Below are 16,850 nucleotides of genomic sequence, written 5' to 3' on the forward strand. Positions count from 1 at the left end.
CGCCGTCCGGCTCCGGCGATGCCGCTCCGTCCGAGCGGAAGGCGGATGAACCGGTTCTCGCGGCCGCTGCCTCCAAGAAGGAACCCACGTCATGAACAGCGCTTACTTGGACCTGATTCGCATTCGTTTTCTCATGATGCTGGCGTATCGCGTCAATTATTACAGCGGCATCGTCATATACACGATCAACATCGGCGCGTACTATTTTCTGTGGGAAGCGATCTATGGCGACCAGAAGCTGCTGGCGGGCTTCACCCTCGCTCAGATGACGACGTACGTAGCGGTTTCGTGGATGGCGAGGGCTTTCTACTTCAATAACCTGGATCGCGAAATCGCAAACGAAATCCGCGACGGCAGCGTGGCCGTGCAATTTATCCGTCCGTACAACTATCTGTTCGTGAAGCTGATGCAGGGGTTCGGCGAAGGACTGTTCCGCCTGCTTCTGTTCATGGGGCCGGGCCTTGCGCTCGTCTGCCTGATCTTCCCGGTGAAGCTGCCGTCGGATCCGGGCACCTGGGTCATTTATCTGTTCATGCTGCTGTTCAGCTTTCTTATTAATACGCAGATCAACATGCTCGTAGGCTTGTTTGCGTTCTTCGTCGAAAATAACGAGGGCATGCTGCGCATGAAGCGGGTGCTCGTCGACCTGTTCTCGGGGGTTATCGTGCCGATTACGTTCTTCCCGGGCTGGCTGGCCGTCACGATGAAATGGCTGCCGTTTCAAGCGATTACGTTTATCCCGAGCTCGGTCTTCACGGGTCGCGTTACGGGCGCGGAAGTGTGGCGCGTCTTCGGCATTCAAGTAATATGGTTCGTCGCATTGATTATTCCGATTGCATGGGTATGGCGCCAGGCGCGAACCCGGTTGTTCGTGCAGGGAGGTTGAGGGATAGATGTTTTATTGGTCGCTTGCCGTAGAGTACATGAAGAATTACGTGAAAACAAAGCTGACGTACCGGATGGACTTCTGGATCGAGGTGCTGTCGGACCTGTTGTTTCAGGCCGTCAATCTGATCTTCATCCTCATCGTGTTCCGGCATACGCCGACGCTCGGGGGCTGGACCGAGGCGGAAGTGGTGTTCGTGTACGGGTATTTCATGGTGCCGTCGGGCATCTTCAGCGCGCTCTTCAACATTTGGAACTTCAGCGAACGATATATCGTCAAAGGCGAAATGGACCGCGTGCTGACGCGCCCCGCCTATAACCTGTACCAAGTGCTGCTCGAAAATCTCGATCCGCCGTCGTTGTTCGGCTCGTTCGTCGGCCTGATCATCATGATCCTGAGCTGGGGCGACCTGGGGCTGGCCTTCCATCTGACGGATGTGCTGATGCTGATCGCGTTCACGATCGGGTCCGTCATGATTTATGCCGGCATCTTTACGTCTCTGACGGCGATTTCGTTCTATTCGGACGCGCCGACGGGCATTTTGCCCTTGATGTACAATATTTCGACGTACGGCCGGTACCCGGTCAATATTTACAGCAAGATCATCCGGTTCTTCCTGACCTGGCTGCTGCCGTTCGCCTTTACCGGCGTCATTCCGGCCTCGTATTTTCTCGGTCGGAACGAGTCGGGCCTGTCGGATCTTGCTCCGTACACGCCCCTTATGGGCGTCATCGTCATGGGGCTCGGGCTGCTCATCTGGAATCACGGCGTCAAGCGGTACCGGGGCGCGGGATCATAAGAATTCGATCGCAAGGGGAGAGAAGAAGCAATGGCAATCAAAGCGAAAGCGGTCCTGGGGAAAAAGGCGCCGGATTTCAAGCTTCCCGCGGGAGGCGGGCGCGAAGTCAGCTTAAGTCAATACGTCGGCCATAAGGTCGTCCTATTCTTCTATCCGAAGGATATGACGCCGGCGTGCACGCAGGAGTCCTGCGATTTTCGCGACGCGTATGCGGAATTCGGGAAGCACGATACGGTCGTGCTCGGCATCAGCAACGACCCTGCGGAGCGTCATGAGAAGTTCGCGGAGAAATACGAGCTGCCCTTCGAGCTGCTCGCGGACACGGAGCATCGCGTATGCGAGCTGTACGGCGTATGGCAGCTGAAGAAGCTGTACGGCCGCGAGTACATGGGTCTGGTGCGCTCGACCTTTCTCATCGACGAGAAAGGCAAGCTGGTGCGCGAATGGCGCAACCTCCGCGTGAAGGGCCATGTGCAGGACGTGCTGGCCGCTGCGCTCGAGCTGTAAGGACAGGCATCGAGCGGCGAGGGGGAAATCGAACGTAAAAAAGCCTTCGGGGCGCGGGATTCCGCGCTTCCGAAGGCTATTTCGTGTGCGGACGCGCCACTACAAGTAACGTCATTCGGAGCGGACGCGCCGTCGAGCCGCCGCCGAATCAACCGCTTAGCGAATCGGAATCTCCCCTTGCCGAGCCGCCGAATCGGGCCGCGTACTCTTTCGGCGTCATGCCGAAGCGCGTGCGGAACAGTTTGTAGAAATACGATTGGTTCTCGTAACCGACCTGGACGAGTACCTCGTAGACGCTGTGGTCGCCCGTCTCGAACAGCTTGGCCGCGCGGCTCAGGCGAACTTCGTTGATCTGCTCCCCGATCGAGATGCCGACCGCGTCCTTGAACAGCTTCGCCAGCTTGCGCGACGGCATCTTCAACGTCGAGGCGATGCCGTCGAGGCAGAGCGCGTTGTCCGCGTAGCTCAGCTGGATAATGTTCTGAACCGTGTCCACGACAAAATGCTGCGAACTGGCGCTTTCGCTCTCCTTCGAGTCGTCCAACGCATCCTGCAGCACCTGCTGCAGACCGGCGAAGCATTCTTCGATCGTCTCGATCGTGCCGAGCGACTGGAGCATGCTCAGCAATTGATCCTCGCCCTGCTCCGCGGCTCCTCCGTGGCGGGTCTGGCTCTGCTTGAGACGAATGCGTATCTCGCCGACGAGATGCATGATCGACGTGACCATATGCTCGTACTTCATGCCGACGAGCTCCGCCTTCAGCGCATCGAGCGATTGCTTGACGCCCGGATAATTGCGCTTCTCGATATGCTCGAGCAGGATCGTTTCCGCCCGCGCGGAGTGGGAGAGACTGCGGTTGGCAGCATTGTCGCGCACCAGATCGGCGGTGATGACGCTGCCCGTGCCGATGACGAAACGGTACGCCGCCAGCTTGCCGAGGGCGCGGAAAGCATCCGGCAGGCCCGGTGCCCGCGTGATCGGGCCGCTGACGGACACCGTGACGGACAAGCGGTAATATTCTTTGATGAACGCTTGAGCCGTTTCGAGCAGGACGACGATCTCGGCCTCGTTCAAGCCGCCGTCTCCGAGCGGAAGCAGCAGCGCCAGCTCGTCGTCCTGCATGGCGGTCTCTTCGGCTTGTCCGAGGGCAAGCAGCGTTTCGCGCATGATATTGCCGATCGCGTATTTGATCAGCTGCCGGTCCTGTTGGTTGTAGCGCTGCTGCAGCTGCGCGAATTCGTCCATCTTGACCAGCACCAGGCGGAATTCGCCGTCGTAGGCGAAAGGCATTTGATGCTCGCGGCACAGCTCCTCGAAGCTCTCGCGGGACAGCGGCTGCTCGCCGAGCAGCATGCTCTTCAGCGCGTACGACTTTAGAATGGTCTGAACCGACTGCCGCTGCGAGTCGTACTGCTTCACCCTGGATAGCGTATCGTCGTACATTTTGCTCAGGAACGAGATTTCGTCCCGGGTCGACGACTGGTCGCCGCCGCTCGATACTTGCTTCAGCAGGCGGAGAATCGGCGTGTAGACGATGCCGGACGCCGTCAGGGAGAAGAGCAGCGCGATCAGGACGAAGATGGCCACGATGACCGTCAAGAACGTGCGAAAGGCATACAGGGAGCCGTATACGGCGGAGATCGGCTGGATTTTGAAAATCGTCAGGCTTTGGTCCTTCAGCTGCAAATACGAGATGACGTACCGCTCTCCGCTCAGCTTCCGAACGATCGAGCCGGAATCGGCCTTGGGCGGTTTGTTCTTGAAATCCTGGATCAGCGAAGCGCGCAGCTCGGCATGCTCCTTGTCCTTCTCCAGAAACCCGCCGTTGTCGCTGTAGATGTATGCGCTTTCGCCACGCTGTTCATTAACGAAGCTGTACTGTTTCAGATTGTCCATGATCCAGTTCGGATTCAGGTTGATCGCCACGGCGGAATCGATTTTGGCCGGATCCCCGGACGACTCGTACATCAGGTAGGTAATGATCGGCTCCTTCACCGGCTTCGTTCCGTAATCGTTCTCGATTGCGCGGAATATCGGCTTCATGCGCGGCGCGCCGGGATAGGCGACGATCATTTGCTTCATCCCGGCATCGTCGTAATACATCTGCTTGCCGGCATAATAATATTGTTCGTTATAGCTATTATAGAAGCCGATGGATTGAATCGACGTGTTCGACGTGATGACGGATGCCGAGATGCGGTTCAGTTTGGAGTAAATTTCGTCTTGCCCGATATTGCCGGTGTTGTTCAAGATCGCGGTGGCGTCCGGCGTGACGAACAAATAGACGGCGATGTTGCGGATCGCCGCATCCATCTGCTCGATGGTATGCTTCGTTTGGTTCAGCAGCTGGCTGTTCTTCTGCGTCTCGAGCTCGTACAGCTTGTCCTTGCCGTAGACGTAGAGCGCCGCGGAAAGCGTGCAGACGAGCAGGGTAGCGACTAGACTGATCGACAAGACGATGCGCAAGTAGTATTTATTCTGCATACGGAACGAACCGTAAAATTTTCTCATGCAACCGCCCCCCGATTGAGTTTCTTCGTCTAATCGTATACGTTCCGCAAGGCGATTGTAAATAGCTCCGCGCGCCGCCGAACGCTTTTTTGAATGCGCATACATAAATTGCACATCCGCAATTGGATATCCGGCCGATAATGCATGCCGGCAAGTGGACAGACGGCGAAAAGTGCACACGCGAAATGCATGCACCGAACGCGATTTGCACTGTTCGGCCCCTGCAGGGCGGATCCATAATAAGGGGCAGAGGCAGCCGCCGAACGATGCAGGGAGCGGCTGGATCGCAAGGAATGGAGGATAACATTCAACATGTCGAAACATCTCAAGTATTTCCGAAGCAGCTTCGGACTGACGCTTCTCGCGCTGCCGGCCATCGTCTTCATCTTCATCTTCAGTTACGTGCCCCTGTACGGACTCGTGCTTCCGTTCAAAGAGTACAACTTCGAAAAAGGGTTTCTGCACAGCCCATGGATCGGCCTCACAAACTTCGAATTCCTGTTCAACTCCGACTTGCTTCACATTATACGCAACACGGTCGTCATGAACGCGCTGTTCATCTCGATCAACGTCATCGTGGAAGTGGCGGTCGCGCTCCTGCTGTTCGAACTCGGCAAGCGGGCGACCAAAGTGTATCAGACGGTGCTGTTCCTGCCGTTCTTCATCTCGTGGATCGTCGTCTCGTACGCGGTGTTCGGATTCCTCGATTCCGACACGGGCATCGTCAATAAGCTGTTGGCGGCGTTCGGCATGGACCCGGTCATGTTCTATAACAGTCCCGGCTACTGGCCGCTTATCCTGGTCGTCGCCCACGTATGGAAGTTCCTCGGCTACGGAACGCTGATGTATTACGCCGCCCTGATGGGCATCGACGCCGAATATTACGAAGCGGCGCGGCTCGACGGCGCAACGCGGTTCCAGCAGGCCTGGCATATCTCCATTCCGCTGATTCGCCCGATCATCATCATTATGGTCGTGCTGTCGATCGGCAACATCTTCTATTCCGACTTCGGGCTGTTCTACAGCGTGACGCAGGACAACGCGCTGCTCTATCCGACGACGGACGTCATCGATACGTACGTGTACCGCGCGCTTCGCCAATTGGGGGATTTCGGCATGTCTTCGGCGGCCGGCCTGTTCCAATCGATTTGCGGATTTATCGTCGTCGTGCTGTCCAACTACGCGATCGGCAAAATCAGCAAAGAAGACAAACTTTTCTAAGGCGGTGCAAGGATGATACAGTCCCAAAAACGGTTCAACCTCTTCGTTCATCTATTTTTCATCGTGCTCTGCGCGATCGTCGTCGTCCCGTTCATCATGATCCTGGCCGCTTCCTTCTCCCAAGAGCTCGGCATCATCCGTCACGGCTACTGGATTTGGCCGCGCGGATTATCGCTCGACGCCTATCATCTACTGGCCAAAAACTCGCAGCAGCTGATCCGGTCGTACACGGTCACGATCATCACGACGGCCGCGGGCACGGTTCTCGGACTGTGGCTGATGACGACGCTCGGCTATGCCATAAGCCGCAGGGATTACAAGTACGGCAACGGATTGTCGTTCTACATCTTCTTCACGATGCTGTTCCGCGGCGGCCTGGTGCCTTCCTATATTCTGGTGACGCAGTGGCTCCACATGAAAGATACGATCTATGCGCTCTTCGTGCCTGTGCTCGTCAACGCGTTCTACGTACTGATGCTCAAAGGCTTCCTGCGCAGCATTCCCGACGCGCTCTATGAATGCGCGAAGCTCGACGGGGCGGGGGAATTCACGATTTTCACGCGGATCGTCATCCCTCTCGCGACGCCGGCGATCGCCACGGTCGGCTTGTTGATGGCGCTGCAGTTCTGGAACGACTGGTTCTCCAGTCTTCTCTATACGGACAGTCCGTCGCTGCTGACGCTTCAGGCCATGCTGCAGAAGATGCTGACCAACATGCAGTTCCTCAGCGTCATCAAGCCGGTCAGCATGTCGAGCGGGGCGCTTCCGCAGGCCACGTTCCGGATGGCCGTCTGCGTCGTCGCGGTCGGACCGCTGCTGCTCGTCTTCCCGTTCTTCCAACGCTTCTTCACGAAAGGCTTGACGGTCGGAGCCGTCAAAGGGTAGGTTAATTCAGCGAGCCTTAGCGATCCGCTTGCCGCTGTTAACACATAAACGGAGGTAGCAGGGCCCGCCGCCTCCGAGTTTGCAGGCTTAACAAAACAGGGGAGGATAAACAAATGACCAGCAAAAAGAAACGCGCTTCTTCCGCTCTGCTGCTCGCGACGCTGATGGCGGCCACGGCGGCGCTGTCCGCTTGCGGAAGCAACAACGGCAACAACGGCAACGCGGCCAATAACGGAGGCACGAACAATGCGCCGGCCAACAACGCGGCGACGAACGCCGGCTCCGAGAACGAGGCCGAGTCCACTAACGCAGCAACAAATGAAACCGCTTCCGCAGCCGCGGATACGTCGGAATTCGTCAAGTTGACTTGGTATATACTCGCTCCGCTCGACCCGCGTCCGAACGAGACGAGCGTCATGAAGCACCTGAACGAGGTTTTAAAAGAGAAGCTGAACGTCGAGCTGACGTTCAAATTCATCGACGCCGCGACGTACGCGCAAAAAATCAAAGTCGCCGCCGCTTCGGGCGAAAGCTTCGATATCTTCACCGACATCAACGGCATGCTCGGCTTCGCGCAGAACGTATCCAGCGGCATCGCGCTTCCGCTCGACGACTTGATCAGCAAATACGGCCAAGACATCGTCAAGAAAGTGCCGGAGCAGGCCTGGAACGCGGTTACGACGCAGGGCAAGAAATACGGCATCGCCAATCCGAGCGCATGGGTAACGTCCTATAACATCGCTTATCGCAAGGATATCGCGGACAAATACAACATCGACTACGATGCCATCCATACATGGAAAGACCTCGAGCCTACGCTCGCCATGCTGAAGGAAAAAGAACCGGACCTCGTTCCGTTCATGGGTAATATGAATCTTCCGCAAACGATCGACAGCATCTCGCCGATGGTCGGCTACAGCATGACGGACGGCAAATGGGAAAGCGCCGTCAACAATACGGATTGGATCAACCTGACCAAGCTGAAAGCGGACTGGTACCAAAAAGGCTATCTGCCGAAGAAAGTCATCACGGACGCGACCGCCGAGTTCAAGACGGGCCGCTACGCGGTTACGGCTTATCACGTGTACGACAAGTCGTTCGTCAAACCGACGACGGATCTCGGCACGCCGATGGTGCAATCGCTGCTTGACGAGAAGGCGGTCGTAACGGGCAGCTCGATCCGTACCGTCGTCAGCTATATCAGCAAGACGAGCAAAAATCCGGAGCGCGCCATGATGATGCTCGACCTGCTCTACGCCGACAAGCAAGTGTTCAACGAATTCTGCTACGGCGTCGAGGGCCAAGACTGGAATTACGTGTCGGGCCAAGGCACGGACAATCCGACGGTCAAGACGCAGGATCAGCTCGGCTGGGCGATCTGGCATCCGTTCATCGGTAGCCTGTGGGATCAATGGCCGTCCAACTGGAACAGCCAAGAGGTGCTCGACGGTCTGAAAGGCGCGATCGACAAAGCGGAATACTCGCCGTTCGCGGGCTTCGTGTTCGACTCCACGCCGGTCAAGAAGGAAATGGCGCAAATCGACGCGCTGCAAGCGGAGACGAACTCCATCTATATGAGCAAGGACGTCGACGGCAAGATCAAAGAATTCCAAGACAAAGCGAATAAAGCCGGCCTGGACAAGGTGCTTGCCGAAATCGACAAGCAAGTGACGGCATGGAAGGCCGCCAACGGCCAATAACGACGTAAGCTCCACGGGGATGACTGCATGAACGAAGGCGGTCATCCCTTTTTTTTGTTGGGATTTCAAAGCCTTGGCTTCATATCGATTCTAATTCGAGAGGGGATTTGTTTACGTATGGTGAGAAAATTAGGCTTCGCCTGCTTTTTGTTCTTGCTGCTCGGCATCGCGTACGCCACGGCGGCGTCCGCGGCGAGTTATTACATCAGCAGCACGGGCTGCAGCGACAGCTATGCGGGCACGGCGGGAGCGGCAGCCGGCGGCAACGGCCCTTGGTGCAGCTTGACCAAAGTGAACGGCAAGACGTTCGCGGCGGGCGACCAAATCCTGCTGAACCGCGGTTCTTCATGGAGCGGGCAGCAGATGGTGTTTACGAACAGCGGAACGTCGGGCAATCCGATTACGCTGGCGGATTACGGCTCGTCTTCCAGCGCCCGGCCGAAAATCATCGGCGGCGGAGGCGCGGGCGAGCGCATGGTGAAGCTGACGAACCCCTCGTATTGGAACGTTCGCAACCTCGAGGTATCGAACGCCGGCGTCGGCATCTATGTCTACTATTCGACGCTGTCCCATGAAGGGCTGAATTTCGAGAATATCTACGTGCACGATATCCGCGGCATTTGGGCCGGGCATACGACGGCATACCCCGGACCGCTCGATGCCTCGCATCCGTTCGATCCGACGGCGCAGGGCGACGCCGTCTTCATGTCGGCGGGCATCCTGCTGACGGGCAATCCCGCGCTTTCGTTCACCGACTCGCAATACGCGGCGCGCAATATCAGCTTCATCGCCATCGAGGGCACGCATAACGTGGACAGCGTCTCGATCGATCCTTGGAACGGACTGGACTCGACGACGGCGGGATCCAACGGGAATTCCTTCTTCCAGAACATCACGCTCAAGGATCTCTATCTGCATGACGACGACGGCCATTCCGGCGCGGCGTACCAGTCAGCCATCATGGGCTGCAGCGATTCGCTTCGCTTCTCCAGCGTGCGGAACGTGCTGGTGCTTAATTCCACGCTGAATAACGAGGCTTCCTGCCATACGTCGCTCGGCACGGCGGCGATTATCCTGCAGCGGGCGAAGGACGTGCGCATCGTCAACACGTTGCTGACGAACGTCCCGAATACGTCGAGTCCCGACCAAACCGCGATGGACCAGGAATTCTCGACCGAGAACGTCACCGTGTCCCACAGCTATATCGCGGGCAACGCTGGGCCAGGTCTCGAGATTCTGAACATTCACGGCGAGGATCCTGACGATCGCAGCATCAATACGGTATACACGGGGAATCTGTTTTCCCAGAATGGCGACAGCTCCATCAAGCGGCTTGCCGGAGGCACGACGCCGGTGAGCGCGACGGGCACGTTCAGCCATAATTTGTACTACGAGCCTGGCCATGGATTGCTGAACGGCAGCGGCACGTTCACGCTGACGAACAACATCAGCCTCTCGCAGACCGGTTATTACGCGGCGGCCGGCTTCGGCGGCACGCAGGGATCGAATCAATGGCTGTATCAGTACAAGAGCGGCGGCGCCTGGACGAATCTGCCCAGCTACGACGCGGCGAATAAGTGGTGGTATCAGAACGCGGCGACGCCATGGCTGCAGCGCGTCGGCAAGTTCGACATGCATCCCGGCAACTGCGCCGCCTGCGATGTCGCTCGCGTATGGAAAGCGCCGAGCTCCGGCACGGTCAGCCTTCGCGGACAGCTCTTGAAATGGGATATCGGCGGCGGCGATGGCATCATGGCCCGGATCACGAAGCAGTCCGGGGGCACGGTGACGCAGCTGTGGCCGAGCACCGGCGACTACGCGTTGGGAGCGGCGGACCAGGTCGGCACGGCGACGGATCTGGACAACGTAACGGTTGCGGCAGATGATCTGATCCGCTTCGAAATCGGCAGCGGCACGAGCGGCAACGAGTCGTACGACAATACGAGCTGGGTGCCGAGCGTTGCCTACACGACGATTAGCGGCGGCGGCACGGCGTTCGACTGGGGCTTTAACACGGCGGGCAATACGGACGGCTGGAGCGCGATCAATCAAGTAACCCAGTCGGTGTCGGGCGGCATCAACGCCTTGACGTCGAGCGGCGGGGATCCGTATCTGTTCTCGCCGGATAACTTGAACTTCTCGGCTTCTTCGTTCCCGTATGTGAGGATCCGCCTGCAGAACACGGCCGCCGGCGGCGAGGGCAGGCTGTATTTCACGACGACGGCCGATACCTCCTGGTCCGAAGCGAAGCGGGTGACGTTCTATACGATTCCGAGCGCTTCCGGATATACGGAATACGTGCTGAACATGGGAGCGAACGCGAGATGGAGCGGCACGATCAAGCAGCTGCGGTTCGATCCGATCTCCGCGACCGGCACGGTGAACGTAGATTATATCCGGGTGACTGGAGGAGGCAGCAGCCCTTCGTTCGCCGCGGACTATAACTTCGGTTCTTCCGCGGAGGGGTGGACGGTCGGCCATACGGTGACGCAGTCCGTCTCCGGCGGCATCAACACGTTGACCTTGCTCGGCAACGACGCCTACATCTACTCGCCGGACAATCTCGGCATCAACGCTTCGACCTACACCTACATCCGCATCAGGCTGAAGAACAACACGGGCGCCGAGCCGGTGAAGTTCTATTACACGACGACGGCGGACACGAGCTGGAGCGAAGCGAAGAGCCTCACGTTCCTGTCCTCGGCGAACGGCGACTACGCGGAGTATCTGCTGTATGTCGGCGGCACCAATTGGAGCGGCACGATCAAGCAGCTGCGGTTCGACCCGATCGACGAGCCCGGCACGTCGATCGGCACGGTGGACGTGGATTATATTCGGGTTAGCGATAGGTAGGTTTTTGGAGTTGGGGGACGGGTGCGTCAGAATGCCGGAGGTTGTCATCCGTCCGAGCAAAGAGTGAACGAGGGAGCGCCCTACGTTTGGCTGAGCAGCCAAGCGGAGGGCTTTTTGTGTTTCTGAGGGGCTGGGGGACGAGCCGGACCCGAGTGACGTTGTGCTCGGTTGTGCTTCGTTCAACCTGATGGAGCGGGCGTGACCTGACTGGCGGGACTCGTCTTATCGGCGCGTTATGCTTGCCGATTCGCCTATTGCTTACGCTACGAAAGTGAAATAAGTGCAAATATGCACTTATTTCGGGCTAGTTTCTGCTTCCAGATGGAATTAGGTGCAAATCTGCAACTAATGCGATGCCAAATGGCTGTTTGACTGAAAAAAGGTGCGATTAGATGCATATTTGCACTTATTTTGTAATTTTAGGCAGGAAAAGGTCGGAATAAGTGCATGAATGCACTTATTCCGACGAAGGACAACAACTGGGAGAGAGCGGCCCGCAGGGAAGGCCTGAATTCTCCATGGTTCTAATCAGCTGAGGGTTTATCCCATCCCACAGGTGTAAAGGCGGCGATTGATGGCGAAACTAGCAACTAGAACGATTCACTAGGATGGAAGAGTAGGAGATGACGGGAATGATACCAAAACAATCGGTGCAGCTTGGGGGAACCGGAGCGGAGACCGGAGCCGCTGCCGCAGCCGGCGAACCGCTTCGTACCACGGACTCGGACATGTGGCCGGAGGCCGCGCAGCAGTCGCTTCAGCTCATGCTGGCTCGGGTCAACAGCGTGCTGCTCGGCAAGGAGCAGGTCGTGTCGCAGGTATTCGGCGCGCTGCTGGCCGGCGGACATGTACTGCTCGAGGACGTGCCGGGCGTCGGCAAGACGCTGCTCGTGCGTGCTATTGCCCGGGTAATAGGCGGCGAGTTCCGCCGGATTCAATTCACGTCGGACATGCAGCCGGCGGATGTCGTCGGCGGGATGGTCTGGGACGGCAAGCGCGGCGAGCTTATTTTCCGCCAGGGGCCGCTGATGGCGAACGTCGTGCTCGCAGATGAAATCAACCGCACGCCGCCGCGCACGCAGTCGGCGCTGCTGGAGGCGATGGAGGAGCGCAGCGTGTCGGCGGACGGCGAGACGAGGCCGCTGCCGGTACCTTTTATGCTGCTGGCGACGCAAAATCCGCTGCGCGACGACGGAACGTATCCGCTGCCGGAAGCTCAGCTGGACCGCTTCATGCTGCGGTTGTCGATCGGCTATCCGTCGCCGGAGGACGAGATCGGCATGCTGGCCTCGGGTCGCCAGCGCCTGCTCCCCGAGCTTCTTCGTCCGGTCATCGTACCGGAAGAATGGATGCGGATGCAGAAGGATGCGCAGTCGGTGCATGTTCACCCCGCGCTGCTCGCGTACGCGGTGCATATCGTCGGGACGACGCGCACGTCGCCGGAACTGCAGCTGGGAGCCAGCCCGCGCGCGACGCTGGATTGGATCCGCGCTTCGCAGGCGGCGGCTTATGTCGCAGGCAGACGCTACGTCGTGCCTGACGATATGAAGCAGATGGCCGAGCCTGTGCTGGCGCATCGGCTGCTGATGAAGGACGAGGCGTGGGCCAGGGGGAAAACGCCGGCGAAGGTGCTGGACGACATCCTGTCGGCTGCACCGGTTCCGATGCCGGCTTCCGAGAGCGGAAGGCGCAGATGAGCGGGGCTTGGACGGCGCGAAGGCAGTCGTCGCACGCAAGGAAAGCGGTGGGCGTATGAAAGGTTCAGGAACGGCGAAGAAACAAAAGCAAATGAAAACGACGGCTACTGCGGGAAGCACGGGGCAGAACTTGAGAGGCAATGTAGTTCCGGCATCCTCGGGCGGTACGGAGTCGGCAGCGATACCGCAAAGCACTGGTGACGCTAAGAGAGGTGTCGCTGCTAAGACTGCCGTGCCTGCGTCCGATCCGGCGGCTTCCAAGCTGCGCAGCCGGGCGATGACCCGGATCATGGCAGCCGTCGTGCTCGTGATCGGCATCTTCGCGCTTGTCGAACGCGGAGGAGCGGTCGAGTGGCTGTTCGCGGCCGTGACGGTGTTGACCGCGGGAGGGAGTATGCTCCTGCCTTACGCGGCACTGGGCCGCATCGAAGCGGAGCGGATCGTTCACGAGGCGGACGAGCTAGTTGACGGAGGTCCGATGCGAGTTACGGTGACGCTGAAGCTGAGCCGCATGCTGCCATTTATGTGGATCAGCCTGCAGGAAGAGGTCGAGAATGCCGTTGCGCCGCAAGGCGGCGACATCCGTATCATGCGGGCTATGCTGCCGGGTTTTGCCCGTCAGTTGACGTTGTCCTATACGATAAAGGATTTGAGGCGGGGCGAGCTGGAGTTTCACTCTTTGACGATTGCTGCAGGGGACATGCTGGGGCTGACGGTGCGGAATATCGCCGTCGATTGCCCTGGACGGGCAATCGTAAGACCGGTCCCGCCTGCCGGAGAGGGGATGGGCGAGCTGCCCGGCTTCGAAGCGGAGCGAACCCGGCAAGGGATGCAGCCGGTCGCCGTGTTCGGCGGGCAGATGATGGCTGCGGCATCGCGGCTGCGCCGGGACGGCGCGGGGCCGGAGCTGCGCGGCTACATGCCCGGCGATTCGCTGCGGCGGGTCGATTGGCGGGCCATGGCGAGAGGGCTCGGCATGCAGACGCGCATGAACGAAGCGGAAGCGGCAGGCACGGTCATCATCGTGCTGGAGACTTCTGCGTCCGCGTACGGCAAGCAAAGCAGGCTGTTCGATGCGAACGCGGGCCGCGCCGCGGCTATGATGAAACAAGCGGCACTGGAAGGCAAGCGCGTGAAGCTGATCACGAACGCCGTAGCGGAGAGCGTCGTGTACGACGGATCCGGCGCGGGCAGCGAGCTGCGCGAAGCGGAGAATCGCCTCGCGCGCCTGCGGCTCGGGGCGCCGGCCAAGCCGATGTCGCAGCGGCTGTCCGACGTCATCGCAGTCGCGCCCCGAGGAGCGTCCGTCCTTTGCCTGACGGCGGGCAAGACGGGAAGCGCCGAGGCGATCGCCAGACCTTCCGGGGAACCCGGCAATATTTCGTACGGCGCCAAGCTGGCGGGCGTGCGCGGCATCCGGCTCATGCTGCTGCTGTCCGTCCCGGCATCCGGAGGCGAGGAAGCCGCGATGAGCTGGCAGGAACGTCTCCAAGGTACGGGCTGCCGCGTCAGGGCGATGCCGATGACTGCAAGTTATGGAAGCATGAGGCCTTCCGTGGAAGAAGCGTCCGCACGCTCGAACAAGGGAGGGGGCGGAGTACATGTCGAAGCCGCAAGGGGATAGCATGGGGAATGGACATCAGGGCTTAGGAACGGCGGGATCGGGCACTGGTGCGTCTTCGGGTACTGCTGAATCTTCGGCGACTGGAGCGGGAGCGTCGGGACCTGGCCGGACGGCTTCGTCGGGAAAGAATGCGGGAACTGTCGGAACAGGAGGAACGGACGCGGCTAAAGCGTTTACGGGAGCGGCCGGTAAGGCCCAAGGTACCACCCGCCCATCCAAACGGACAGAAGAGCGGGAGAGCCTGTACTTTTTCCGCTTCGCGTCCAGGCGGTTCATCACCAGCCTGCTTCTGTTCGGACTGATCGTGGAATGGCTGCTGCCGCTGGAGCAATTGAAATCCTATACGGAGCTGTACGAGATCAGCCCGCTGCTGACGGCCGTCGGGCTGTTCCTGACCGTCGGATTATTCGTCCCGCCGACCTGGGCAGCGCTGCTCGCGAACGGCATGGTCGCGATCGGAGCGGTTCTCTTCTTGTTTCAACCGCACTACGGCTCGCTGGCCCAATCGATGCAGGGCCTCGTGCAAGCCGTCCAGCATGATGCGGCGGGCATGGCGCGCGGTAATTTCATGCTCAGCGGGGAAATCAGGACGCTGCTGCTCGTCGGCGGCCTCGGCATGATGGCGATCGCCTTGCAGTCCCTGATGTGGCTGCGGCAGTGGGGACTGGGATTAACCGCGTTGACGGCCATCTATTTGCTGCTGCTGTACGGCTTTCTGGGCTTGGAGGTATTTCCGGGCTTGCTGCGCGCCTGCGCCGAAGGCTTGGTGTTGAGCGCGCTCGTGACGGTGCCCCGCATCGAGCGGTTGTCGGGCATGCCGGATTTGTTCGCCAGAGGAAGCGGCGGCTCGGGCAGCCTGGCCGGATGGACGCTCGGCTGGTGGAGCGGCGCGGCCTGGCTAGCCGTACTTATTCTGGCGTTAAGCGTCGGCGCGGCATGGGGATGGTCGAACGGAACGACATCGAAGCAGGCCCCCTGGGCAGCGGACGCGATCGAATGGGGCGAGGAACGTTTTCACGGGTCGGACGGCCACGCCGCGCCGGAGTCGATGACGGCCGAAGAAGCCATGGCCAAGACCGGCTTGAACGGTTCGGGGAAAACCGGCTACGGGTTCGATGACCGCCGCCTAGGCAGTCCGCTGACGTCGGATGATACCGTGCTTTTCACGGTGGCTTCGAAGGAAGCCGGTTATCTGCGCGGTGACAGCGAATCGTTCTATAACGGGAAGGGCTGGGAGCAGGAGGAGCACGATTGGGAGAAACGAAGCGTATCAAACGCTTCCCAAGCAACCGGAACGGACGACATATTCGCGCAAACGGTGACGCCCGCAAGGCCGACGGTCGGTTATCCGTTGTTCGCCGGCGGGGCGGATGCCAGAATCACGGCGCTGAAGCTGCAGGGTGGGCCGAGCGGCGATGCGGGCAAGTATTGGCAGGATGCCTTCACGGGCGCGATGTTTGCGTCCGGCGACGAGGACCGCGTCGTGCAATATACGGTGGAGACGCGGCTGCCGAACGAAGCGGCCGTTCAGGGAGAGGCTGCCTCGGAGGCTTCGCCTGAACAGGAAGCAGGCACCGGCGACCCGATTCAGCTGACGGATCGGGAGACGCGCGCGTATACGCAGCTCCCGGCGGGACTGCCGGCCCGCGTAGGCGACCTTGCGGCGCAGATCGTCAAGGATGCCGGAAATCCGACCGATCGTTACGCGCAGGCGGAGGCCATCGTCGATTACTTGAAATCGAACTATCCGTATACGCTGTCGAACACGCAAGCGCCGGAGGCGGGGGCGGATTTCGTCGACGATTTCTTGTTTCGCCAGAAGCAAGGCTACTGCGTGCATTTTGCTTCGGCTTTGACGGTGATGCTGCGGACGCAGGGCATTCCTGCCCGTTACGTGAAAGGCTTCGCCCCGGGCGAGCCCAGCCTGACGGCGCTCGGAGGCGCAGCCTCCCAGCAGTACACCGTGCGCGCGAGCGACGCGCATGCATGGGTGGAAGTATGGTTTCCCGGCGTCGGCTGGCTGACCTTCGAGCCGACGCCGGGTTTTGCGGCACCGGCTGCCGGTGCCGCCAGCGGCGACGCCGCCTCGCCCGCGTTGGCGGGCGAGCAGTCGCAGCCGGATGACGCGGCTGCGGCTGCCGGTCGCGGCGAAGCCGCGGGCGCCCG

The 16,850-nt window shown here is 59.7% G+C and carries 11 protein-coding genes; 10 read left to right on the top strand and 1 reads right to left on the bottom strand.

The window, feature by feature from the left end:
• The first annotated feature begins 91 nt into the window (after window positions 1–91).
• The 3 genes from GT003_RS30015 to bcp are packed head-to-tail and all read left to right on the top strand — an operon-like array spanning window position 92 to window position 2,192.
• Window positions 92–886, top strand: a complete 795-nt coding sequence (locus GT003_RS30015) for an ABC transporter permease (protein ID WP_161704982.1) — start codon at window positions 92–94, stop codon at window positions 884–886.
• Window positions 887–893: 7 nt separating this feature from the next.
• Window positions 894–1,685, top strand: coding sequence for an ABC transporter permease (locus tag GT003_RS30020; RefSeq protein ID WP_161704984.1), 792 nt, complete (start codon window positions 894–896; stop codon window positions 1,683–1,685).
• A gap of 30 nt (window positions 1,686–1,715) precedes the next feature.
• Window positions 1,716–2,192, top strand: a complete 477-nt coding sequence (gene bcp, locus GT003_RS30025; protein ID WP_161704986.1) for a thioredoxin-dependent thiol peroxidase — start codon at window positions 1,716–1,718, stop codon at window positions 2,190–2,192.
• Between the two features lie 148 nt (window positions 2,193–2,340).
• Here the strand turns inward: bcp and GT003_RS30030 are convergent, their stop codons facing one another.
• Window positions 2,341–4,704, bottom strand: coding sequence for an AraC family transcriptional regulator (locus GT003_RS30030; RefSeq protein WP_161704988.1), 2,364 nt, complete (start codon window positions 4,702–4,704; stop codon window positions 2,341–2,343).
• Between the two features lie 312 nt (window positions 4,705–5,016).
• Here GT003_RS30030 and GT003_RS30035 point away from each other — a divergent pair, with 312 nt between their 5' ends.
• From GT003_RS30035 to GT003_RS30065, 7 genes are all read left to right on the top strand, one after another.
• Complete coding sequence (locus tag GT003_RS30035; protein ID WP_161704991.1) at window positions 5,017–5,925, top strand: ABC transporter permease; 909 nt, start codon at window positions 5,017–5,019, stop codon at window positions 5,923–5,925.
• Window positions 5,926–5,937: 12 nt separating this feature from the next.
• Window positions 5,938–6,810, top strand: a complete 873-nt coding sequence (locus GT003_RS30040) for a carbohydrate ABC transporter permease (RefSeq protein ID WP_161704993.1) — start codon at window positions 5,938–5,940, stop codon at window positions 6,808–6,810.
• 113 nt (window positions 6,811–6,923) lie between these two features.
• Window positions 6,924–8,510, top strand: coding sequence for a DUF3502 domain-containing protein (locus tag GT003_RS30045; protein ID WP_161704995.1), 1,587 nt, complete (start codon window positions 6,924–6,926; stop codon window positions 8,508–8,510).
• A gap of 117 nt (window positions 8,511–8,627) precedes the next feature.
• The gene (locus GT003_RS30050; protein WP_161704997.1) at window positions 8,628–11,363 is read left to right on the top strand and encodes a hypothetical protein; all 2,736 of its coding nucleotides are present in this window, start codon (window positions 8,628–8,630) and stop codon (window positions 11,361–11,363) included.
• Window positions 11,364–11,995: 632 nt separating this feature from the next.
• Window positions 11,996–13,060, top strand: coding sequence for an AAA family ATPase (locus GT003_RS30055; RefSeq protein ID WP_338046006.1), 1,065 nt, complete (start codon window positions 11,996–11,998; stop codon window positions 13,058–13,060).
• Window positions 13,061–13,115: 55 nt separating this feature from the next.
• Entirely contained in the window at window positions 13,116–14,684 is a 1,569-nt protein-coding gene (locus GT003_RS30060; RefSeq protein WP_161704999.1) for a DUF58 domain-containing protein, read from the top strand.
• The coding region (locus GT003_RS30065; RefSeq protein ID WP_161705001.1) for a transglutaminase-like domain-containing protein at window positions 14,662–16,850 on the top strand (2,189 nt) is incomplete at its 3' end. The genes GT003_RS30060 and GT003_RS30065, both read left to right, overlap by 23 nt.

It is taken from the genome of Paenibacillus sacheonensis, assembly GCF_009909195.1.
Classification (GTDB): Bacteria; Bacillota; Bacilli; order Paenibacillales; family Paenibacillaceae; genus Paenibacillus_Z; species Paenibacillus_Z sacheonensis.

What these genes read in the sequence shown, in the direction of transcription:
- GT003_RS30015 (WP_161704982.1), top strand. Translation starts at nt 92, where the DNA reads ATGAACAGCGCTTACTTGGACCTGATTCGCATTCGTTTTCTCATGATG.
- GT003_RS30020 (WP_161704984.1), top strand. Translation starts at nt 894, where the DNA reads ATGTTTTATTGGTCGCTTGCCGTAGAGTACATGAAGAATTACGTGAAA.
- bcp (WP_161704986.1), top strand. Translation starts at nt 1,716, where the DNA reads ATGGCAATCAAAGCGAAAGCGGTCCTGGGGAAAAAGGCGCCGGATTTC.
- GT003_RS30030 (WP_161704988.1), bottom strand. Translation starts at nt 4,704, where the DNA reads ATGAGAAAATTTTACGGTTCGTTCCGTATGCAGAATAAATACTACTTG.
- GT003_RS30035 (WP_161704991.1), top strand. Translation starts at nt 5,017, where the DNA reads ATGTCGAAACATCTCAAGTATTTCCGAAGCAGCTTCGGACTGACGCTT.
- GT003_RS30040 (WP_161704993.1), top strand. Translation starts at nt 5,938, where the DNA reads ATGATACAGTCCCAAAAACGGTTCAACCTCTTCGTTCATCTATTTTTC.
- GT003_RS30045 (WP_161704995.1), top strand. Translation starts at nt 6,924, where the DNA reads ATGACCAGCAAAAAGAAACGCGCTTCTTCCGCTCTGCTGCTCGCGACG.
- GT003_RS30050 (WP_161704997.1), top strand. Translation starts at nt 8,628, where the DNA reads ATGGTGAGAAAATTAGGCTTCGCCTGCTTTTTGTTCTTGCTGCTCGGC.
- GT003_RS30055 (WP_338046006.1), top strand. Translation starts at nt 11,996, where the DNA reads ATGATACCAAAACAATCGGTGCAGCTTGGGGGAACCGGAGCGGAGACC.
- GT003_RS30060 (WP_161704999.1), top strand. Translation starts at nt 13,116, where the DNA reads ATGAAAGGTTCAGGAACGGCGAAGAAACAAAAGCAAATGAAAACGACG.